25 protein-coding genes are annotated in these 14,229 nt (G+C 44.9%); 21 read left to right on the plus strand and 4 right to left on the minus strand.

The window, feature by feature from the left end:
* Positions 1-124: 124 nt before the first annotated feature.
* The 3 genes from WMW72_RS35170 to WMW72_RS35180 form a co-directional block, all read right to left on the minus strand.
* Entirely contained in the window at positions 125-1,297 is a 1,173-nt protein-coding gene (locus WMW72_RS35170) for a site-specific integrase (RefSeq protein WP_341420247.1), read from the minus strand.
* 81 nt (positions 1,298-1,378) lie between these two features.
* Positions 1,379-1,783 carry an ImmA/IrrE family metallo-endopeptidase gene (locus WMW72_RS35175; protein WP_341420248.1) on the minus strand — a complete coding sequence of 135 codons (405 nt, stop codon included), beginning with the start codon at positions 1,781-1,783 and terminating at the stop codon, positions 1,379-1,381.
* A gap of 12 nt (positions 1,784-1,795) precedes the next feature.
* Positions 1,796-2,203 (minus strand): helix-turn-helix domain-containing protein, encoded by a 408-nt coding sequence (locus WMW72_RS35180; RefSeq protein WP_341420249.1) that lies wholly within the window; start codon positions 2,201-2,203, stop codon positions 1,796-1,798.
* Positions 2,204-2,293: 90 nt separating this feature from the next.
* Between WMW72_RS35180 and WMW72_RS35185 the strand changes: the two genes are divergently transcribed.
* The 4 genes from WMW72_RS35185 to WMW72_RS35200 all read left to right on the plus strand — a co-directional run bounded on the left by WMW72_RS35185 (position 2,294) and on the right by WMW72_RS35200 (position 3,570).
* Positions 2,294-2,512, plus strand: a complete 219-nt coding sequence (locus WMW72_RS35185) for a helix-turn-helix transcriptional regulator (protein ID WP_341420250.1) — start codon at positions 2,294-2,296, stop codon at positions 2,510-2,512.
* A gap of 127 nt (positions 2,513-2,639) precedes the next feature.
* Positions 2,640-2,909 carry a DUF771 domain-containing protein gene (locus WMW72_RS35190; protein ID WP_341420274.1) on the plus strand — a complete coding sequence of 90 codons (270 nt, stop codon included), beginning with the start codon at positions 2,640-2,642 and terminating at the stop codon, positions 2,907-2,909.
* A gap of 14 nt (positions 2,910-2,923) precedes the next feature.
* Positions 2,924-3,175, plus strand: a complete 252-nt coding sequence (locus WMW72_RS35195) for a DUF7667 family protein (RefSeq protein WP_341420251.1) — start codon at positions 2,924-2,926, stop codon at positions 3,173-3,175.
* A gap of 200 nt (positions 3,176-3,375) precedes the next feature.
* Positions 3,376-3,570: a hypothetical protein gene (locus tag WMW72_RS35200; protein WP_341420253.1), complete on the plus strand. Its 195-nt coding sequence runs from the start codon at positions 3,376-3,378 to the stop codon at positions 3,568-3,570.
* Here the strand turns inward: WMW72_RS35200 and WMW72_RS35205 are convergent.
* Positions 3,561-3,773 (minus strand): hypothetical protein, encoded by a 213-nt coding sequence (locus tag WMW72_RS35205; RefSeq protein WP_341420255.1) that lies wholly within the window; start codon positions 3,771-3,773, stop codon positions 3,561-3,563. The genes WMW72_RS35200 and WMW72_RS35205 overlap by 10 nt on opposite strands.
* Before the next feature lie 81 nt (positions 3,774-3,854).
* On the opposite strand from WMW72_RS35205, the gene WMW72_RS35210 reads away from it, so the two are divergent.
* The 17 genes from WMW72_RS35210 to WMW72_RS35290 all read left to right on the plus strand — a co-directional run.
* The gene (locus WMW72_RS35210) at positions 3,855-4,610 is read left to right on the plus strand and encodes a phage antirepressor KilAC domain-containing protein (protein ID WP_341420256.1); all 756 of its coding nucleotides are present in this window, start codon (positions 3,855-3,857) and stop codon (positions 4,608-4,610) included.
* An 8-nt stretch (positions 4,611-4,618) separates the two neighbouring features.
* Complete coding sequence (locus WMW72_RS35215) at positions 4,619-4,855, plus strand: hypothetical protein (RefSeq protein WP_341420257.1); 237 nt, start codon at positions 4,619-4,621, stop codon at positions 4,853-4,855.
* On the plus strand, positions 4,852-5,097 hold the full coding sequence (locus tag WMW72_RS35220; protein WP_341420258.1) for an AbrB/MazE/SpoVT family DNA-binding domain-containing protein: 246 nt from the start codon (positions 4,852-4,854) through the stop codon (positions 5,095-5,097). The genes WMW72_RS35215 and WMW72_RS35220 overlap by 4 nt, the downstream gene beginning before the upstream one ends.
* A gap of 75 nt (positions 5,098-5,172) precedes the next feature.
* The gene (locus tag WMW72_RS35225) at positions 5,173-6,801 is read left to right on the plus strand and encodes a hypothetical protein (protein ID WP_341420259.1); all 1,629 of its coding nucleotides are present in this window, start codon (positions 5,173-5,175) and stop codon (positions 6,799-6,801) included.
* Positions 6,802-6,803: 2 nt separating this feature from the next.
* Positions 6,804-7,535: a recombinase RecT gene (locus WMW72_RS35230; protein ID WP_341420260.1), complete on the plus strand. Its 732-nt coding sequence runs from the start codon at positions 6,804-6,806 to the stop codon at positions 7,533-7,535.
* Positions 7,522-8,334, plus strand: a complete 813-nt coding sequence (locus WMW72_RS35235) for a PD-(D/E)XK nuclease-like domain-containing protein (protein WP_341420261.1) — start codon at positions 7,522-7,524, stop codon at positions 8,332-8,334. Before WMW72_RS35230 ends, WMW72_RS35235 begins: the two co-directional genes overlap by 14 nt.
* Before the next feature lie 11 nt (positions 8,335-8,345).
* On the plus strand, positions 8,346-8,756 hold the full coding sequence (gene ssb, locus WMW72_RS35240) for a single-stranded DNA-binding protein (protein WP_341420262.1): 411 nt from the start codon (positions 8,346-8,348) through the stop codon (positions 8,754-8,756).
* 193 nt (positions 8,757-8,949) lie between these two features.
* Positions 8,950-9,750 carry a phage replisome organizer N-terminal domain-containing protein gene (locus tag WMW72_RS35245; protein WP_341420264.1) on the plus strand — a complete coding sequence of 267 codons (801 nt, stop codon included), beginning with the start codon at positions 8,950-8,952 and terminating at the stop codon, positions 9,748-9,750.
* On the plus strand, positions 9,683-10,543 hold the full coding sequence (locus WMW72_RS35250) for an ATP-binding protein (RefSeq protein ID WP_341420266.1): 861 nt from the start codon (positions 9,683-9,685) through the stop codon (positions 10,541-10,543). Before WMW72_RS35245 ends, WMW72_RS35250 begins: the two co-directional genes overlap by 68 nt.
* A 409-nt stretch (positions 10,544-10,952) precedes the next feature.
* Positions 10,953-11,450 carry a Holliday junction resolvase RecU gene (locus WMW72_RS35255; RefSeq protein ID WP_341420267.1) on the plus strand — a complete coding sequence of 166 codons (498 nt, stop codon included), beginning with the start codon at positions 10,953-10,955 and terminating at the stop codon, positions 11,448-11,450.
* A 12-nt stretch (positions 11,451-11,462) separates the two neighbouring features.
* Positions 11,463-11,840, plus strand: a complete 378-nt coding sequence (locus WMW72_RS35260; RefSeq protein ID WP_341420268.1) for a nucleoside triphosphate pyrophosphohydrolase family protein — start codon at positions 11,463-11,465, stop codon at positions 11,838-11,840.
* Positions 11,841-11,851: 11 nt separating this feature from the next.
* Positions 11,852-12,508, plus strand: a complete 657-nt coding sequence (locus WMW72_RS35265; RefSeq protein ID WP_341420269.1) for an HNH endonuclease — start codon at positions 11,852-11,854, stop codon at positions 12,506-12,508.
* A gap of 11 nt (positions 12,509-12,519) precedes the next feature.
* Positions 12,520-12,795 (plus strand): hypothetical protein, encoded by a 276-nt coding sequence (locus WMW72_RS35270; protein WP_341420270.1) that lies wholly within the window; start codon positions 12,520-12,522, stop codon positions 12,793-12,795.
* Positions 12,796-12,907: 112 nt separating this feature from the next.
* Complete coding sequence (locus WMW72_RS35275) at positions 12,908-13,276, plus strand: hypothetical protein (RefSeq protein ID WP_341420271.1); 369 nt, start codon at positions 12,908-12,910, stop codon at positions 13,274-13,276.
* Positions 13,277-13,337: 61 nt separating this feature from the next.
* On the plus strand, positions 13,338-13,703 hold the full coding sequence (locus WMW72_RS35280; RefSeq protein ID WP_341420272.1) for a hypothetical protein: 366 nt from the start codon (positions 13,338-13,340) through the stop codon (positions 13,701-13,703).
* Between the two features lie 62 nt (positions 13,704-13,765).
* Entirely contained in the window at positions 13,766-14,023 is a 258-nt protein-coding gene (locus WMW72_RS35285; RefSeq protein WP_341420273.1) for a hypothetical protein, read from the plus strand.
* A 31-nt stretch (positions 14,024-14,054) separates the two neighbouring features.
* Positions 14,055-14,229: DNA adenine methylase (locus tag WMW72_RS35290; RefSeq protein ID WP_341420275.1), on the plus strand; the 175-nt coding region annotated here is incomplete at its 3' end.

A 14,229-nucleotide genomic window follows, 5' to 3' on the forward strand; every position in this document is an offset into this window, starting at 1 on the left:
ATCGTACGCAAGTTCACGCCTGGGAGCGTGAGCAGTATTTGACCCTGTATTAAAAGGTAAAATAGCAGTAGTATCAAGGATTTGAGGGTTTTGGTATACGGGGGCATTATAGATTTTGTAAGCTCTACATTTCGATTGCCCCCGTAATGCCCCCGCTTTTTATGGATTCATTAAAGATTTCAGAAGTGTACTTTTCGAACATAGTGATACTTCTGTTCTCAAGTTTCTGAGAGATGTGCGAATATACGTCCGCCGTTATGCTGATACTACCATGTCCTAACTGCTCTTGAATAAACTTCATATCAGCTCCCGCCTCAAGCATCAAGACAGCGTGTGTGTGCCTCAGTGAATGAATTGGTAGAGCAGGTAAGCCGGTTCTTTTTAATATTCTTGAGAAGGAATTGAAGAGAGATGATTTCGGCATAAAGTTTCCATCTTCTCTGCAGAGGACAAGATCCAGATCGTCGTGATATAAATCGCCATAGTGCTTTTTGTTTTCTTTTTGCCAAGTCAGGTGGTACTCAAGATCCTTAGTGAGAGAGTTACTGATTTTAATTATTCTTTTTGATCTTAATGTTTTAGTGTCTCCAAATAATTCACTTTTGTCTGTAGCGGCGAAATCAAGTGTCTCGTCTATTGTTATCTTGTTGTTTTCGAAATCAATATCTGACCACTTTAGAGCAGCTGCTTCTCCTTTACGCATTCCAGTTTCAATAAGTGTTTTAAAGAATATCCAGTAAATGTAACCGTATTGTCTAGAACACTGTAAAAATCTCGGCAAATCCTCTGAATTAATAAATTTAAGTTGACCACGTTTAGTTTTCCCCTTGATTTCTGCTCCGATGCAAGGGTTCCTCTCCAATTTTCCTAAGAGTACTGCCTTTTCCATAGCATTGTGCATTGTTGAATGAACACTTTCGATTGTGCCTTTACTAAATTTATCTATCATACTGTTTAAAAAAACTTGGTACATTATTGGTTTTATCTCACTCAACATTATAGCTTTGAAATATGGCTTTATATGCTTATCGATACTATATTTATGACCAATTAAAGTATTTTTCCTTACTGTTCCATTTTTATATTCCTCAATCCAATGATTTAAGAAGTCAGCAAGTGGGATATCAGTCTGCTCATAGCCTTCTGAGATCTTTCTTTCAAAGTCGGCAGCAGCTTGTTGTGCTTCCTTTTTTGTAGCAAAACCCCGTTGAGACTTCTCTTTGAACTTCTTAGTGAAAGGGTCTTTGTATTTCACTCTAAACTCCCAGCCAGTATCATGTTTTTTGAAACTTGCCATTTTATTTCCTCCATTTCGAATGTATGTTCTTAATTTGTTATATGATAAACAGCCTTGCGGCTGGGCATCGCAAAGATAACGTTAGTAATAAATAGCCATTTCTTTAGGAATGGAGTTCCTAACTAGGAAATCTTCGATAGTCTCCAATTGATGGGGGACTAGGTCAACGGTAAGTAAGTTAAGCGCAAAAACGTTTGCTTGGCGCTCGTACTTACCCGCGTTATAAAGAGTGTTTTTATCTAACCAAAACCTACTAATTCCGGGATGTAGACGATCATGACCTAATTCGTGAGCGCAAACAAACCGCTGCCAATGATCGTCTAAGTTATTGCTAATAAAAATACATCGGTGTTTCAATTTCCGTAAGTAAATACCCCTTGTAGACGGACCTAAGTCAGCATACCTGATATCAATTCCCAAACCTTGAGCGATTACAAAAGGGTTATTAGTTTTAAATCGTCGGGCGAGTTTCAGTTCGATATTCAAAAAAACTCACTCCTATGTATCGCTTTCGTTAGATTTAGTTGATCTTCTTCCATACTTCTTGTTGTTCTTTTTCGCCTCCCATAAGTATCCGGTCAACAAATCGGAAATACGCTGTCTTTCTTCATCGCTAATTGGCTCTCCGTCAAACATTACCGGCAAATCTTCCTCAAGAATTTTCTTTATGTCCCTGACATCTCTGGGAGTTGCCCATTCGGGCGCGTCTTCAAAACTCAATAAAAAATTTGGATTGACTTCAAAAAAATCAGCAATTTTATTAATCATATTTGGTCGAGGCATAGATATACCTTGTTCCCATGCATTGTAGCGAGGTCTTTTTATGCCTAATTTATCTGCAACTTCATACTGGCTTAGTCCTTTATCCGTCCTTAGCTTGTTCAATTTAGATGCAAAATCCATCATTAACGTCCTCTCAAATTAAATTATCCAAAACCCCCTTGACGGATAAATTAATTATCCGGTATAATCCAATTATCGAAAGGAGGTAAGGTGATGCCCCAAAAAAGGGAATTGTTTAAAAAACTACGTAAGGCTAAAGGTACACAAGCTAAAGTGGCTTATGAAAATCGCATTTCCACGATATACGTCCGGATGATTGAGAATGGAACTTGCACTCCTGGCAGGGATTTGATGTTCCAGTTCTCCAGGTATTTCGAGACGCCAGTAGAGAATTTGTTTGCTGATTACTTTGAAAGCTCGTCTATTGGATAAAGAGATAATTAAATTATCTATTATGAATTATAGATAATTTAATTCACTATGTCAATTGAAAAGTAGTATTTTTTTACCCAATTTGGATAAATTAATTATCCGATTTTGGATACATGGGGTGAAAATAATGATAAGCATCCAAATTGATGAGAAAGAAATAAAAAAGCTTTGCAAGGAAAGGGTCGAGGAATTTTTAAAAGAAGGAGATTTTGAATTTGTATATTGGGACTCGAAGGAGTTGCGGAAAAGAACATGCTTGGCATGGTCAACAATTCAAGATCACTTCTTCTATGATCCTAGGTTTCCTAAGTACAAAATAGGGAACAAGTGGTACTTCCCAGCCAAGAAGACAAGAGAATTCTTAGAAACATGGCTTACAGAACAACCAACACAATGACTGGAGGATGGATAATGCTAGCCATACACAACTGCCATAGAAAGCTGGCAGAGCTAACATACCTTAATCTCCGCAAAGATGGCAGCTTAGTCCTTGGAAACGTCGAAATAGCTCTGTTAGTCAAGCATTTGAAAGAAAACTACGCCTTGATTCAGCGGCTTGATGAGCTTAAGCAGCTTTCATTCCAGGCCCACCTTATTGGGGATCTGGATTGGCAAATGGACTTGTGCCGCCAAATTGAAGAAATCGAAGTCCAGTGTTTATGAATCTAATGGAGGTTAGGCAGTGCAGACATACATCATACGGTTTCACGATCCTGTGCGTGGCTCGGGTCACGCGGAAATAGTGGCAGGAACGGAAGAAGACGCGAGGGAAGACTTCCAGCGTAGATCGCCAAGCGCGGTTATTATCGGAAGCCACGAAAAGCCAGCCCAGCCAAAAATATAAATGAAAAGAGGTCTTCACAATGGAAAATCAAAATGAAAAGGCCGCTGCGGTAACAGCGGCACAAAATACAGAATCAAAAGTTAGCGAAACCGTGGTCGATCTTTGCGAATGGATTCAGTGGGTGACTAACGACTGCGCTGGAGTTGAAGAATTGAAAATGCTCCCTGAAGTGATCAGGGCAACGGCTGAACTCTATAAATCACTTTACAATTGACTACTTCTTCCTGAACGCACAGCTAGTTCAGCATCGTTGACTGTTGTATAAATTGATCTAAAAATCTTGTCAATTTCTTTTGCATAAAGCTCATTATACTCGGTTGCACTTATGTCGCTTCCAAAATTGTGTCTAATACTTTCCATTGCCTTCAAAGTAAGTTCTTTTGCAATAAGCAGTTTTTCTGTAGATGATGCAGCCATACACTTCACCTCCTCTCCACTATTAGTCAAATACCATAATTCGACAGAAGAGGATAAAAACCTTCAAGAAAGGAGAGGAACATGAGCAATCTACAATTATTCAATTTCAATAACTTCGGAGTTCGTGTCATCGAAAAAGTCAATCAACCATGGTTTGTACTCAAGGACGTTTGCGAAGTGTTGGCTCTAGGCAATCCAAGCCAAGTCAAAACAAGGTTAGACGATGGGGTCATTTCAAATGAGGTCATCCATGATGCACTTGGAAGAGAACAACAGACCACGGTAATCAATGAAGACGGACTGTACGATGTGATCCTTGAGAGCCGCAAGCCGGAGGCTAGGGCATTTCGAAAGTGGGTTACGAGGGATGTTCTCCCGTCGATCAGAAAAACCGGAATGTACGCTGCAAACGAGTTGCTGGATAATCCAGACCTACTCATACAGGCAGCGACCAAGTTGAAAGAAGAACGGGAAGCGCGCCGAGCGCTTGAGGAAAAGATTGAATATGATCGGCCAAAACTGGTGTTCGCAGAAGCACTGGAAGTGTCTAAGGATGCAATACTGGTCGCCGACCTTGCAAAGATTTTGAAACAAAACGGAATTGACATTGGTGAAAAGAGACTCTTCGAAGAGCTCAGGAAAAATGGTTATCTAATAAAGTCTGGATCGGAATACAACATGCCTACCCAACGGTCCATGGACTTAAAAATCATGGAAGTACAGGTCAGGCAACGAGGAAGCGCCGGTGATGGGATAAAGATAACGAGAACGCCAAAAGTCACTGGCAAGGGGATCGGATACTTCATCAATAAATACAAGTCCACTGAAGGGAGGTGAAAACAAAAATGAGATACGATTTCGAAAAAGCTAAACGTCACCGTGAACAATTGGTAAATGATTATCGGCTGCTGAAGCATGTCCAAGATCCTGACGGTACATGGGATTGGTGGATTAAGCAGCAGATCGCCGAGATCGATCGGGAGCGTATAGAAGCACACCAGGTAAACGCCGAAAGGATCGTTCTGGACTTCGAACTGATTGCATCACAGGAAACAAACTTTGATAAGGAGATGTTTGTATGAAAAAGGCAACAGGGATTGTAAGAAGGGTAGATGACTTGGGTCGGGTTGTTATTCCTATGGAGCTTCGCAGAACGCTGGGTATCGGCGAGAAGGACGCTTTGGAAATTTATGTTGACGAAAATTCTATCATTCTCAAGAAATACGACCCTGGCTGCATCCTTTGCGGATCAGTTGAGGGGAAGCTAGTACAATTCAAAAATAAGCTTGTTTGCAAACATTGCCTTACAGAAGCAAACAAATAAAAACGACCCTTTCGCAGAGGGTCGCTAAACAAAACAATTGTAATGAGAATTTAACACGATCAGGAGGAAAAATCAATGCATATTAAGCGGATCGAGATAAAAAACTGGCTGGGAATCAAGGAATTGCTGTACAGCCCAGGCAAAATCAACCGGGTATCGGGCGATTCGGGGACCGGGAAGACGAGTTTGGTAGAGGCTTTGGAAAAGCTATTCACCAATCGTAACCGGCGCACTGAAGTTATTCGGCATGACCAAGATGAGGCCGAATTGTTCGTAGAATTGGATGACGGACTTCAGACAACTAGAAAGGTTCGATCCGAGAAGGCGGACTATCTCAAAGTTAAACATGATACAAAGACCGTCAGCAGCACGGAGGCCTTCCTGCGTAAGTTGATCAATGGCGATATCTTCCGGCCAATTGAGTTTGTCCAAAAGCCTGCTAAGGAACAGACTGAAATCATTCTTAATATGCTGCAAATCCCTTGGACGGTGGAGGATATCAAATCCTGGTTTGGTGAAGTTCCAGAGGCAGACTATCAGTTGCATATCCTCCAGATCCTCAAACAGATCGAAGGTGGATACTATGCAGAGCGTGAAACCATCAATCGTGAAATTAACCTCCTGAAAGCGAATATCGAAGGAATCAAACGTGACCTGCCGCCTAACTATAGTGGTGAAGAGTGGCGCTCGGTAAATCTGCAAGAGCTTTACAAAGCCTTGTCTGATGCGGAAGAAAACAACAAACGTTTGTCCGAAGCGCAGAAGTTGGTAGAAGGTCTGACTATCCGTATTGAGGATATCCGCATTAGGGCTAAAAATGCGGCTGAATCTAAACGATTGGATTATCAGCGTCAACGTGATTCCATTTCAGATTCGATCCGTCGATTGGATGAAAAAATTGAGATTGAGCAAGTCACAATCAATGACGCTGACCGCCGCATTCAGGCTGAGAGTATCCGCTTGGACAATGAACTTGAGCAGGCTATCGAGCGGCTTAAAGTGCAGTATCAAGCTAAAAAGCAGACATCCCGTGAAGACATTCAGCGTGAATCCGAACAAGCTCGGACATTTATTGCAGAGTACCGCGAACAGATTGCTGAGAAGCGAACCACCCTCGCTGGCATTGGAGAACATGAACGCAAGGACCTGGAAAAGGTATCTGACCACGAGTCTAGTTTGATCGCTGCTGAGAACGACAAGTCTGGAAATGCTCAAAATATCATTGATTCTATTGAATGGGTAGATCCTGATCCATTGAAAGAAAAGGCAGATACCGCAGCTCGAATGAAAGAATATCTTCGCGAATGGGAACGAATGAACGATATCATTCGCGAAAAATTGGCCCCGAAAGAAGAACGGAGTGCCGATCTTACGGCGAAGATCAAGCAGGCTAGAGAACTTCCAAAGGAACTGCTCAAGACTGTCTCACTGCCGGTAGATGGAATGGAAGTCGATGACAAAGGGCAAATCAGAATTGATGGAACGCTCCTTGATGGCCGTAGCGAAGGCGAGTCCTTGGAATTTGCCTTTAAACTGGCTAAAGCCCAAGCAGGTGAATTGAAAGTCATTTGCGTGGACGGCTGGCAGAACCTTGGCAGCAGACAAAGAGAGATTATTGAGTCTGCTAAAACTGATGACTACCAATACTTCGTTCTGGAGACGGTTGAAGGCCAAGACTTGAATATCGAGATCGTGGAGGGATAAAGGTGACAACACAACACATTGAAATCTGCTCTGCGCTCGACGCACTGCTTGAAGCTAAACATGATGCTTTGGGGCAAGGGTTTAATAAGGTGCGCTTCATTGAAAACTGCAAGTCCTATCTGCCAGAGGTGAAGAACATCGAGCGGCACTCATCAGACTTAATTGCAGCTACTCTTTTCAAAGGAGCTGTGCTTGGTCTGGACTTCCTTGGACGAGAGTGCCACGTCATCGCCGATGGTAAAGGAGTTCAATTTCAAACCGACTATAAGGGCGAGAAAAAGCTTGCAAAGAAGTACAGTGTGCGCCCTGTCTTGGATATCTACGCCAAGAACGTCCGGGAAGGTGACGATTTCAGAGAGGAAATTATGGAGGGGAAACCCTCCGTATACTTCCAGCCCTTGGCTTTTAACAATAGCCCAATTAAAGGTACGTTTGCTGTCGCGCTCTTTTCTGACGGGGGCATGGTGTATGAAGCGCTGACGGCCGAAGAGATCGAATTGATCCGAAAAAATTATGGAAAAAACATTGATACATGGGAAAAAAGCCAAGGCGAAATGTACAAAAGAACGGCTCTCCGGCGCCTCTGCAAAAGCATCGAACTTGATTTCGACACGGATCAGTCCTTAGCTTTCGAAGCTGGCAGCGCTGTGGACTTTAGTCAGTCGCCTAGACCGGTACAACATAGTCCGCTTAATCCGCCAGAGAGCAAGGAGGAACAACATGAAGCTGAATAAGGATAATTACTTTTCCTTGGAAGCTAACCGCCACTACATGTCTGTGAGCCAGTTTAAGGACTTCGCACCCCCGTTCGGGGGATGCGAGGCCCGAGCAATGGCTAAACTTCGTGGAGAGTATGAGGAGCCAGAGAAGACAGCTTTTTTGGAAGGTAAGTATGTCCATGCGTGGAACGAAGGTACTCTTCCTGAATTCAAGGCAGAAAATCCAGACCTGTATAGCAGCCAAGGGAAAACGGCAGGACAACTCAAGTCGAATTTTAAACATTGTAATACGATGATCGAGGTACTTGAATCAGATCCGTTAGTCATGAAAGCTCTTGCCGGTGAAAAGGAAGTCATCATGACAGGCGAGTTGTTCGGGATTCCGTGGAAGGTCATGCTAGATAGCTATCAACCAGAAGTTGGCCTGTTCGCGGACCTAAAGGCGCTGAAAGAGATAGATGGAAAATGGTGGAACAAGGAAGCCCAGGTATACGAAAACTTCCTGGAGCATTACGGATACATTGTACAAATGGCAGTCTATGCCGAAGTCGAGCGATTGAAATCGGGAAGAGAACAGTGGTTGATTCCTCACATGGTAGTGGTTACAAAGCAAGACCCGCCAGATCATGAGGTTATGTACTTTGACTTCGACGATATTGAACGGGCGTTGAATATTATTAGGAATCACATCGAACGGGTCAAGGAAGTTAAGGCAGGGTTGGCTGAGTCGGTTCGTTGCGAGAAATGCGAATACTGCCGGTTAACAAAGAAAATCACCAGGATTAAACACAGTTCTGAATTTGCGCTGTACTAGGAGGATTCAAGATGTTGAATCGTGTGATTTTGATTGGAAGACTGACAAAGGATCCTGAGCTTCGATATACCCCTGCAGGAGTAGCTGTAACCCAATTTACTCTTGCAGTGGATCGGCCATTTACGAATCAAGGGCAGCGTGAGGCAGACTTTATACCGGTTGTTACTTGGCGGCAGCTTGCTGAGACGTGCGCGAATTATCTCCGTAAGGGTCGACTGACAGCAGTAGAGGGACGAATCCAGATCCGCAACTATGACAACAATGAGGGCAAGCGCGTATACGTGACAGAAGTCATTGCGGATAATGTGCGTTTCCTGGAGTCGGCGAACAGTGGTAACCGTGGAGGGTCTGAGACCAATCAAGATCCGTTCCAGGTTGACGGCCGACCGGTTGATATCTCCCAAGATGACCTTCCGTTTTAAGGAGGCTGGGTATGGACTTTAAACAAGCTACCAACTTGCAGTTAAGGGTTATCGTCTCGCCTTCTGAGGATTGCCCTACAAGCCTTAAACTTTCGGCAGCGGCAGAACTACTCCGACGCCGAAAGAAGGCCTACAATCGCCTCCAGCAGTGCGAGGCAAGGCCGTATCATCAAAGGTAAGAAAGGGTGATAACGTGTCTGACATCAAGTGGATAAAAATTAACACAGACATGTTTGAAAACGACAAAATCGATTTTATTGTAACGCTTCCAGAATCTGATGCAATCATAATCATTTGGATTCGGCTGCTTGCATTGGCTGGCAGGAGTAATGCTGGCGGATACATCATGCTGACCGAATCCATACCCTACACAGAAGACATGCTTGCAAACAAGTTTAAAAAGTCTCTAAATACTGTGAAGCTTGCCCTCGAAACATTCAGACGGTTAGGAATGATCTCCTTAGACGGTGATGCTATGTACGTCACAAACTGGGAGAAACATCAAAATGTCGAGTCCATGGAACGGGTTAAGGAGTACGAACGGCTCAGAAAAGCCAAACAAAGGGCCAGTAAAAAGCTTCCAATATTACAGGAATTAGACTTGTCCGGGACAGTCCCGCAAAATGTCCCGGACAGTCCCGCAAATGTCCGGTCTCTAGATATAGATTTAGATAAAGATATAGATAAAGAAAAAGATATAAAAGATTATGCACCTGAAGGTGCCTCACCGAAACAGGAATATGCTCCAAACGTCAAATTGACCTCAGATGAGTACCGCAAACTCACAGAAGCGTTGGGTGACGAATTGGAAGATTACTTCTTACGTTTCGGGAGTTGGATCAGCGGTCAGACCAAAAGGGTGCAAAACAGCAGAAGTGCTTATCTCACAATCCTGAATTGGCATAGGGAAGACCAGAAGAAGCGAGGTGGAAACCGTGGAGTCGCTGGGAAAGGTTCTGAAAACCTTAATGCCGGAATTAACTTTGGTTTCTGAGATTGGTCGCAGGCAGTGTGAAGGGTGCGGAAATGAGGTTGTAGTTTACGAGGCTCCGATCCTTGGAGGTCCGGACAAAGGGAAAATGGTGCAGTATACGCGTGGTATTCCGTTGCCAGACAACAAGATCGGCCAAGGATGCATCTGCTGGGAGAATGAGCAGGCTAGGGAGGCTAAGAGAGACATGCAGGAACGGCGTATCAAACGGATCGTGGACCGATACAGTACGGTTAACCCTGATCTAGAGGCAGCTTCGTTCGAAAGCTTCGAAACCAGTAGTCCGATTTTACAGGAGTCCTTGAAACTCGCTAGGAGTTACGTGGACGGATTCCAACTGACCGCACCCATGAACCTGCTTTTCGCCGGATTGTACGGCTTGGGCAAGTCGCACCTTACGTACTCCATCTGCAAAGCTTTAAGAGTCAAAGGATTTACGGCGGTCTTTATGTCGGTCCCGAAGCTGCTCACGATCATCAAGAGCACTTACAACAAGGATAGTGACTTTACGGAGGCCGAACTGCTGGATGTGCTCTCCAAGGTTGACTTACTCGCTCTCGATGATATTGGTGCCGAGAAGGCACGGAGGGAAGAACAAGGGGAAACCTGGGCCACAGAAAAGCTTTTTGAAATAATCGACGGCCGCAGTGGTCGCAGCACGGTCTACACTACAAACCTGCGAGCTGATGAACTAGCGACGAAAGTCGGGCAACGAAACTTTAGCCGGATGATGATGAATACCAAGCCTTTCCGGTTTGAGGGCGAGGACTACCGGATCAAAAATAAGAGGTTTTGATTATGTGCCAAGTGTGCGAAGGTTCAAAAGTTGTTATTACCGGGACAAATGCGGTTCTTAGGTTTCAGCCTTGCCCGATATGCTCGACGCCAGCGTTGCCGGAAGATCACCCCGATTATCATCCTGGTCAGAGCCTGACAATCGGGTGGCCGCAAAAGGTGGGATAACATGGGTATATACATCGCTTGCGAGGAATGGAACTTCTTGTGGAGCGAAAGAGAGATACGAAAATTCGATGCCGCTTGGAAAGATGGGATGAGTTTAGTCGAGATTGCTGCCGCATTCAAACGAGACCCCGACGAGGTAGCCATTCTAGCTATGGACCGACGAAGATGCGGCGCTATCAGAAATAGACCCGGAGGGGCATTTGGAGGGAAGGTGAAGGGTCATAAGTCACGCAAATAGGGGCATGGATTTTGAGGCGCTTATTGAGCGATCTAACGAACGATACGATGCGGACGGCTTAGCAGTCGTTAACAAGCGCCCGACGCCTGTACATGTCACTGGTAAAGCGAGAGGACGTGTTACAGGGTACTTCGAGAAACCGTCTACCGTTGACTTTGATGGGACGCTTGTCGGAGGCAGATCGGTGGTCTTTGAGGCCAAGCAGGTTAAAAAGGCAAACAGGTTCGACCTTGACAATATTCACGACCATCAAGTGGAGTATCTAGCCAAATGCCATCAGCTTGGAGGCATAGCCTTTGTGCTCATTGAGATAGTGATGTCTCAGACGGTTTACATGCTCCCGTATCCCACGTTTAAAAGCTTCTGGGACAATCGTAACGGCGGCCGGAGAGGTTGCAAGAGCATATCCGTTGAGGCACTGGACGTGCATGCTGAGATTGTCGAGCCAGGTTTGGTCCCAGTAGATTGGTTACCAGTTGTAAATAAAATATGGAGTCTATAGGAGGCGTCAAATATGAATATCAATGAATTGGTGAAAGCAGCTCACGCAAACGCGATTGACAAAGGTTGGTACGAGGAGCCAAGGTCCTTTGGTGACAAGATCGCACTGATACATTCGGAGGTATCCGAAGCTTTGGAGGATCATCGGAACGGGAATAACCCTCAGACCGTTTGGTACGAGATTAAAGATACTGACGGGCAGATTATCAAGTCCAATTTGCTGGAATCCGAAAAATGGAAGCCATGCGGCATACCTTCCGAACTGGCTGACATTGTAATTCGTGTTGCCGATATGTGCGGATACTACGGCATCGATCTTGAGAAAGCAATAAGCGAAAAAATGGCCTACAATGCTACCCGGCCACATCGTCACGGAGGCAAAAAGCTTTAGGAGGGCCAGCTATGCTGTTTCCTAAACCAGAAAAAAAGCAGAAGGAACGACGCGGGCTTCAGGCGCGAGGAAAGCCAAAGAAGGAACCGGTTCCCTGGAGACAAGGAATATTCGATCATCACAAGGATAGGCCATCAGGGACGGACCGAGGGGACTTTCCACCCAAGGTGATCAAGGAACTTAAGGAAGAAGCTGACGGTGTATGCCAAGTATGCAAATCTGCTCCTGATACCCAAACTCACCATGTGATGCCCAGAGGGCGTCGGTCAACTCCCGGAAGAGGCGTAAAAAACAACGGCTTGAGGTGCTGCGGCTTTTGTCACGATCGCATCCAAACGAATGAAGATGAACTGCAATACTGGATAGCGATATACCGGGATAAGTATGGTGACAGGTTTTGGTACGACGATGAAGATTGGAAACAATTCCATAGTAAAAAATTAAATGATGAACAACTTGTGGCGGAACTGCAAGCGCGAAAAGAAAGAGTTGAGCCGGTTGTTACTCTACTGGAGGCAGCATCCGGGCGAGGCTTGAAAGCGAAAGAATCACGCTTTATCGAAGGGCTAAATGACCGCGATTTATCAATAGTCGCAGGGCTTGCTGCTGATCTGTCAAGAGGTCTGCGGGGCCAACAATCTCATGGGTACGGGCATTTTGAGGATTAGGAGGTAGGGACATGACAGAGAAGTACATCAATTACACATTGTTGGGTCCGCCTGACTCTAATCGTAAGTTTCGCCTGTCTAAGGATGAGTATCTTCTTGAACGTATCAGTGGCAAGTCCAGAGAGGAAATAGCCAAGGGACAAAATATCACTATGAACACATTGGTAAACCGGAAACTAAGGGGCTGGAAGATCAGCAGCAGGATTAACGAACAAAAAGCGATTGATGAATTTAGGAGGCAGCATGGAGAAACTGGAACAACATCTATTACAAATGAAGGACCATGAGGAAGAGATTATTCATATCGGCGAGAAGGCATTTCTTGTTCAGCCAGCAACACAAGCGGACATTGACCGGGTCATTAAAGGTTACGTCTGCATGGATTAAGGCGGTGCCAGTGTGAAACTTAATCTCAATCAGATTAAGCAAGCTTACAGGAAAATTGAACGCGAGCAAGGTATCAAGCCCGTCACAGGGCAGTACACCGCACATCGAGTAACTGGGGAGGTTTACGGAGCATGCCCCTTGGCTGCTGTGGCTTATGCAAGTGGCATGGACATCTTGGAGATTGCATTTTGTGGGATGAGGAACCAAGCAGCCATATTCAGCGCTTGCGGTGGGTTATCAATGGATGAGGCAACCAACTTCCGACGAGGCTTTAACGGACTACTTCCTTACAAAGAGGATAGGGATGACCCAGGGTTACAAGCTTATTATCTCCTGGGAGTTGAAACGGCTAAGTCATTTTTACTCACCGTAAGACACTAAACCAATAAACCAGTATACGGCCTGGGCGGATTCGGTCGGGCCGGAGAAAGGATGAAGAACGATGGAAAGCAATAGGTGGCGGTGGGAAGAAAATGCCGATGCTGCAGTAAAGTCGATGCGTGAATCGTTTGGAGACATTCCGTTCATGGTTGATCGTGTCAGCGTTGTTGCTGGCGGTTCGATCTCGTCTATGGGATTTCATGAGCTGAGTTTTGATGTGACGATCGGTGGAGAATCACGTTTTGGTTTACGGGAAAGGATGCCTATCTCTTGGTTCAAACGTTGGGGAATTATTAAGCGTTGGGACAGCTTCAAGCGTTCAGAGGACTTTTTGAACAGCGATTTAGGGAGAGAGTGGTTTGCTTACTACCTCTTCGAAAATAAAGAGTACTTCAAGCGGCCGAAGGCCCCCGAAACGAACGAATAATCCCAGCAACGCGGGGGCCGTATAGATCACGCATCCCACTAAGACGCGAAAGGACGGAGAAGATGTACGGTATCTATGTAAAAGACGATGATGAAATGTTCGTAATGTCACAGGATCAGGTATTTAAATATCTTGCTTCTAAATCGATGGTGTTCAAAAATTATGGGGTTCACACAGACGGGAAAAGAGTAACGGTTTGGGAGACATCAGCTGGAGCTAACGGGAAATTAAGCCAGCAAAGCGTCGATGAGTTTTTCCATTCGTTCGATGATGAGGGCTGGATTATTCGTAAAATATCCGATAATAACCATTTGGAATGATTGGTCTAATTTGGAAGGGAGATAAGAGGGTATGGGAGTACCACGTATTTTACACTACCCCGGAAGCAAGTGGAGCATGGCGGAATGGATCATCAGCCATATGCCGCCGCATGAAGTGTTCGTTGACTTGTACTTCGGATCCGGCGGAATCTTCTTTAATAAACCCCGATCTACGATAGAGACGGTCAACGATATTGACGGGGACG

This window comes from Paenibacillus filicis, assembly GCF_038070315.1.
GTDB lineage: Bacteria > Bacillota > Bacilli > Paenibacillales > NBRC-103111 > Paenibacillus_G > Paenibacillus_G filicis.

Bases quoted from the DNA above. Each gene is read 5' to 3' on its own strand.
- WMW72_RS35170 (WP_341420247.1), bottom strand. From the start codon at position 1,297: ATGGCAAGTTTCAAAAAACATGATACTGGCTGGGAGTTTAGAGTGAAA.
- WMW72_RS35180 (WP_341420249.1), bottom strand. From the start codon at position 2,203: ATGATGGATTTTGCATCTAAATTGAACAAGCTAAGGACGGATAAAGGA.
- WMW72_RS35185 (WP_341420250.1), top strand. From the start codon at position 2,294: ATGCCCCAAAAAAGGGAATTGTTTAAAAAACTACGTAAGGCTAAAGGT.
- WMW72_RS35190 (WP_341420274.1), top strand. From the start codon at position 2,640: ATGATAAGCATCCAAATTGATGAGAAAGAAATAAAAAAGCTTTGCAAG.
- WMW72_RS35195 (WP_341420251.1), top strand. From the start codon at position 2,924: ATGCTAGCCATACACAACTGCCATAGAAAGCTGGCAGAGCTAACATAC.
- WMW72_RS35200 (WP_341420253.1), top strand. From the start codon at position 3,376: ATGGAAAATCAAAATGAAAAGGCCGCTGCGGTAACAGCGGCACAAAAT.
- WMW72_RS35205 (WP_341420255.1), bottom strand. From the start codon at position 3,773: ATGGCTGCATCATCTACAGAAAAACTGCTTATTGCAAAAGAACTTACT.
- WMW72_RS35210 (WP_341420256.1), top strand. From the start codon at position 3,855: ATGAGCAATCTACAATTATTCAATTTCAATAACTTCGGAGTTCGTGTC.
- WMW72_RS35215 (WP_341420257.1), top strand. From the start codon at position 4,619: ATGAGATACGATTTCGAAAAAGCTAAACGTCACCGTGAACAATTGGTA.
- WMW72_RS35220 (WP_341420258.1), top strand. From the start codon at position 4,852: ATGAAAAAGGCAACAGGGATTGTAAGAAGGGTAGATGACTTGGGTCGG.
- WMW72_RS35225 (WP_341420259.1), top strand. From the start codon at position 5,173: ATGCATATTAAGCGGATCGAGATAAAAAACTGGCTGGGAATCAAGGAA.
- WMW72_RS35235 (WP_341420261.1), top strand. From the start codon at position 7,522: ATGAAGCTGAATAAGGATAATTACTTTTCCTTGGAAGCTAACCGCCAC.
- ssb (WP_341420262.1), top strand. From the start codon at position 8,346: ATGTTGAATCGTGTGATTTTGATTGGAAGACTGACAAAGGATCCTGAG.
- WMW72_RS35255 (WP_341420267.1), top strand. From the start codon at position 10,953: ATGGATTTTGAGGCGCTTATTGAGCGATCTAACGAACGATACGATGCG.
- WMW72_RS35260 (WP_341420268.1), top strand. From the start codon at position 11,463: ATGAATATCAATGAATTGGTGAAAGCAGCTCACGCAAACGCGATTGAC.
- WMW72_RS35265 (WP_341420269.1), top strand. From the start codon at position 11,852: ATGCTGTTTCCTAAACCAGAAAAAAAGCAGAAGGAACGACGCGGGCTT.
- WMW72_RS35270 (WP_341420270.1), top strand. From the start codon at position 12,520: ATGACAGAGAAGTACATCAATTACACATTGTTGGGTCCGCCTGACTCT.
- WMW72_RS35280 (WP_341420272.1), top strand. From the start codon at position 13,338: ATGGAAAGCAATAGGTGGCGGTGGGAAGAAAATGCCGATGCTGCAGTA.
- WMW72_RS35285 (WP_341420273.1), top strand. From the start codon at position 13,766: ATGTACGGTATCTATGTAAAAGACGATGATGAAATGTTCGTAATGTCA.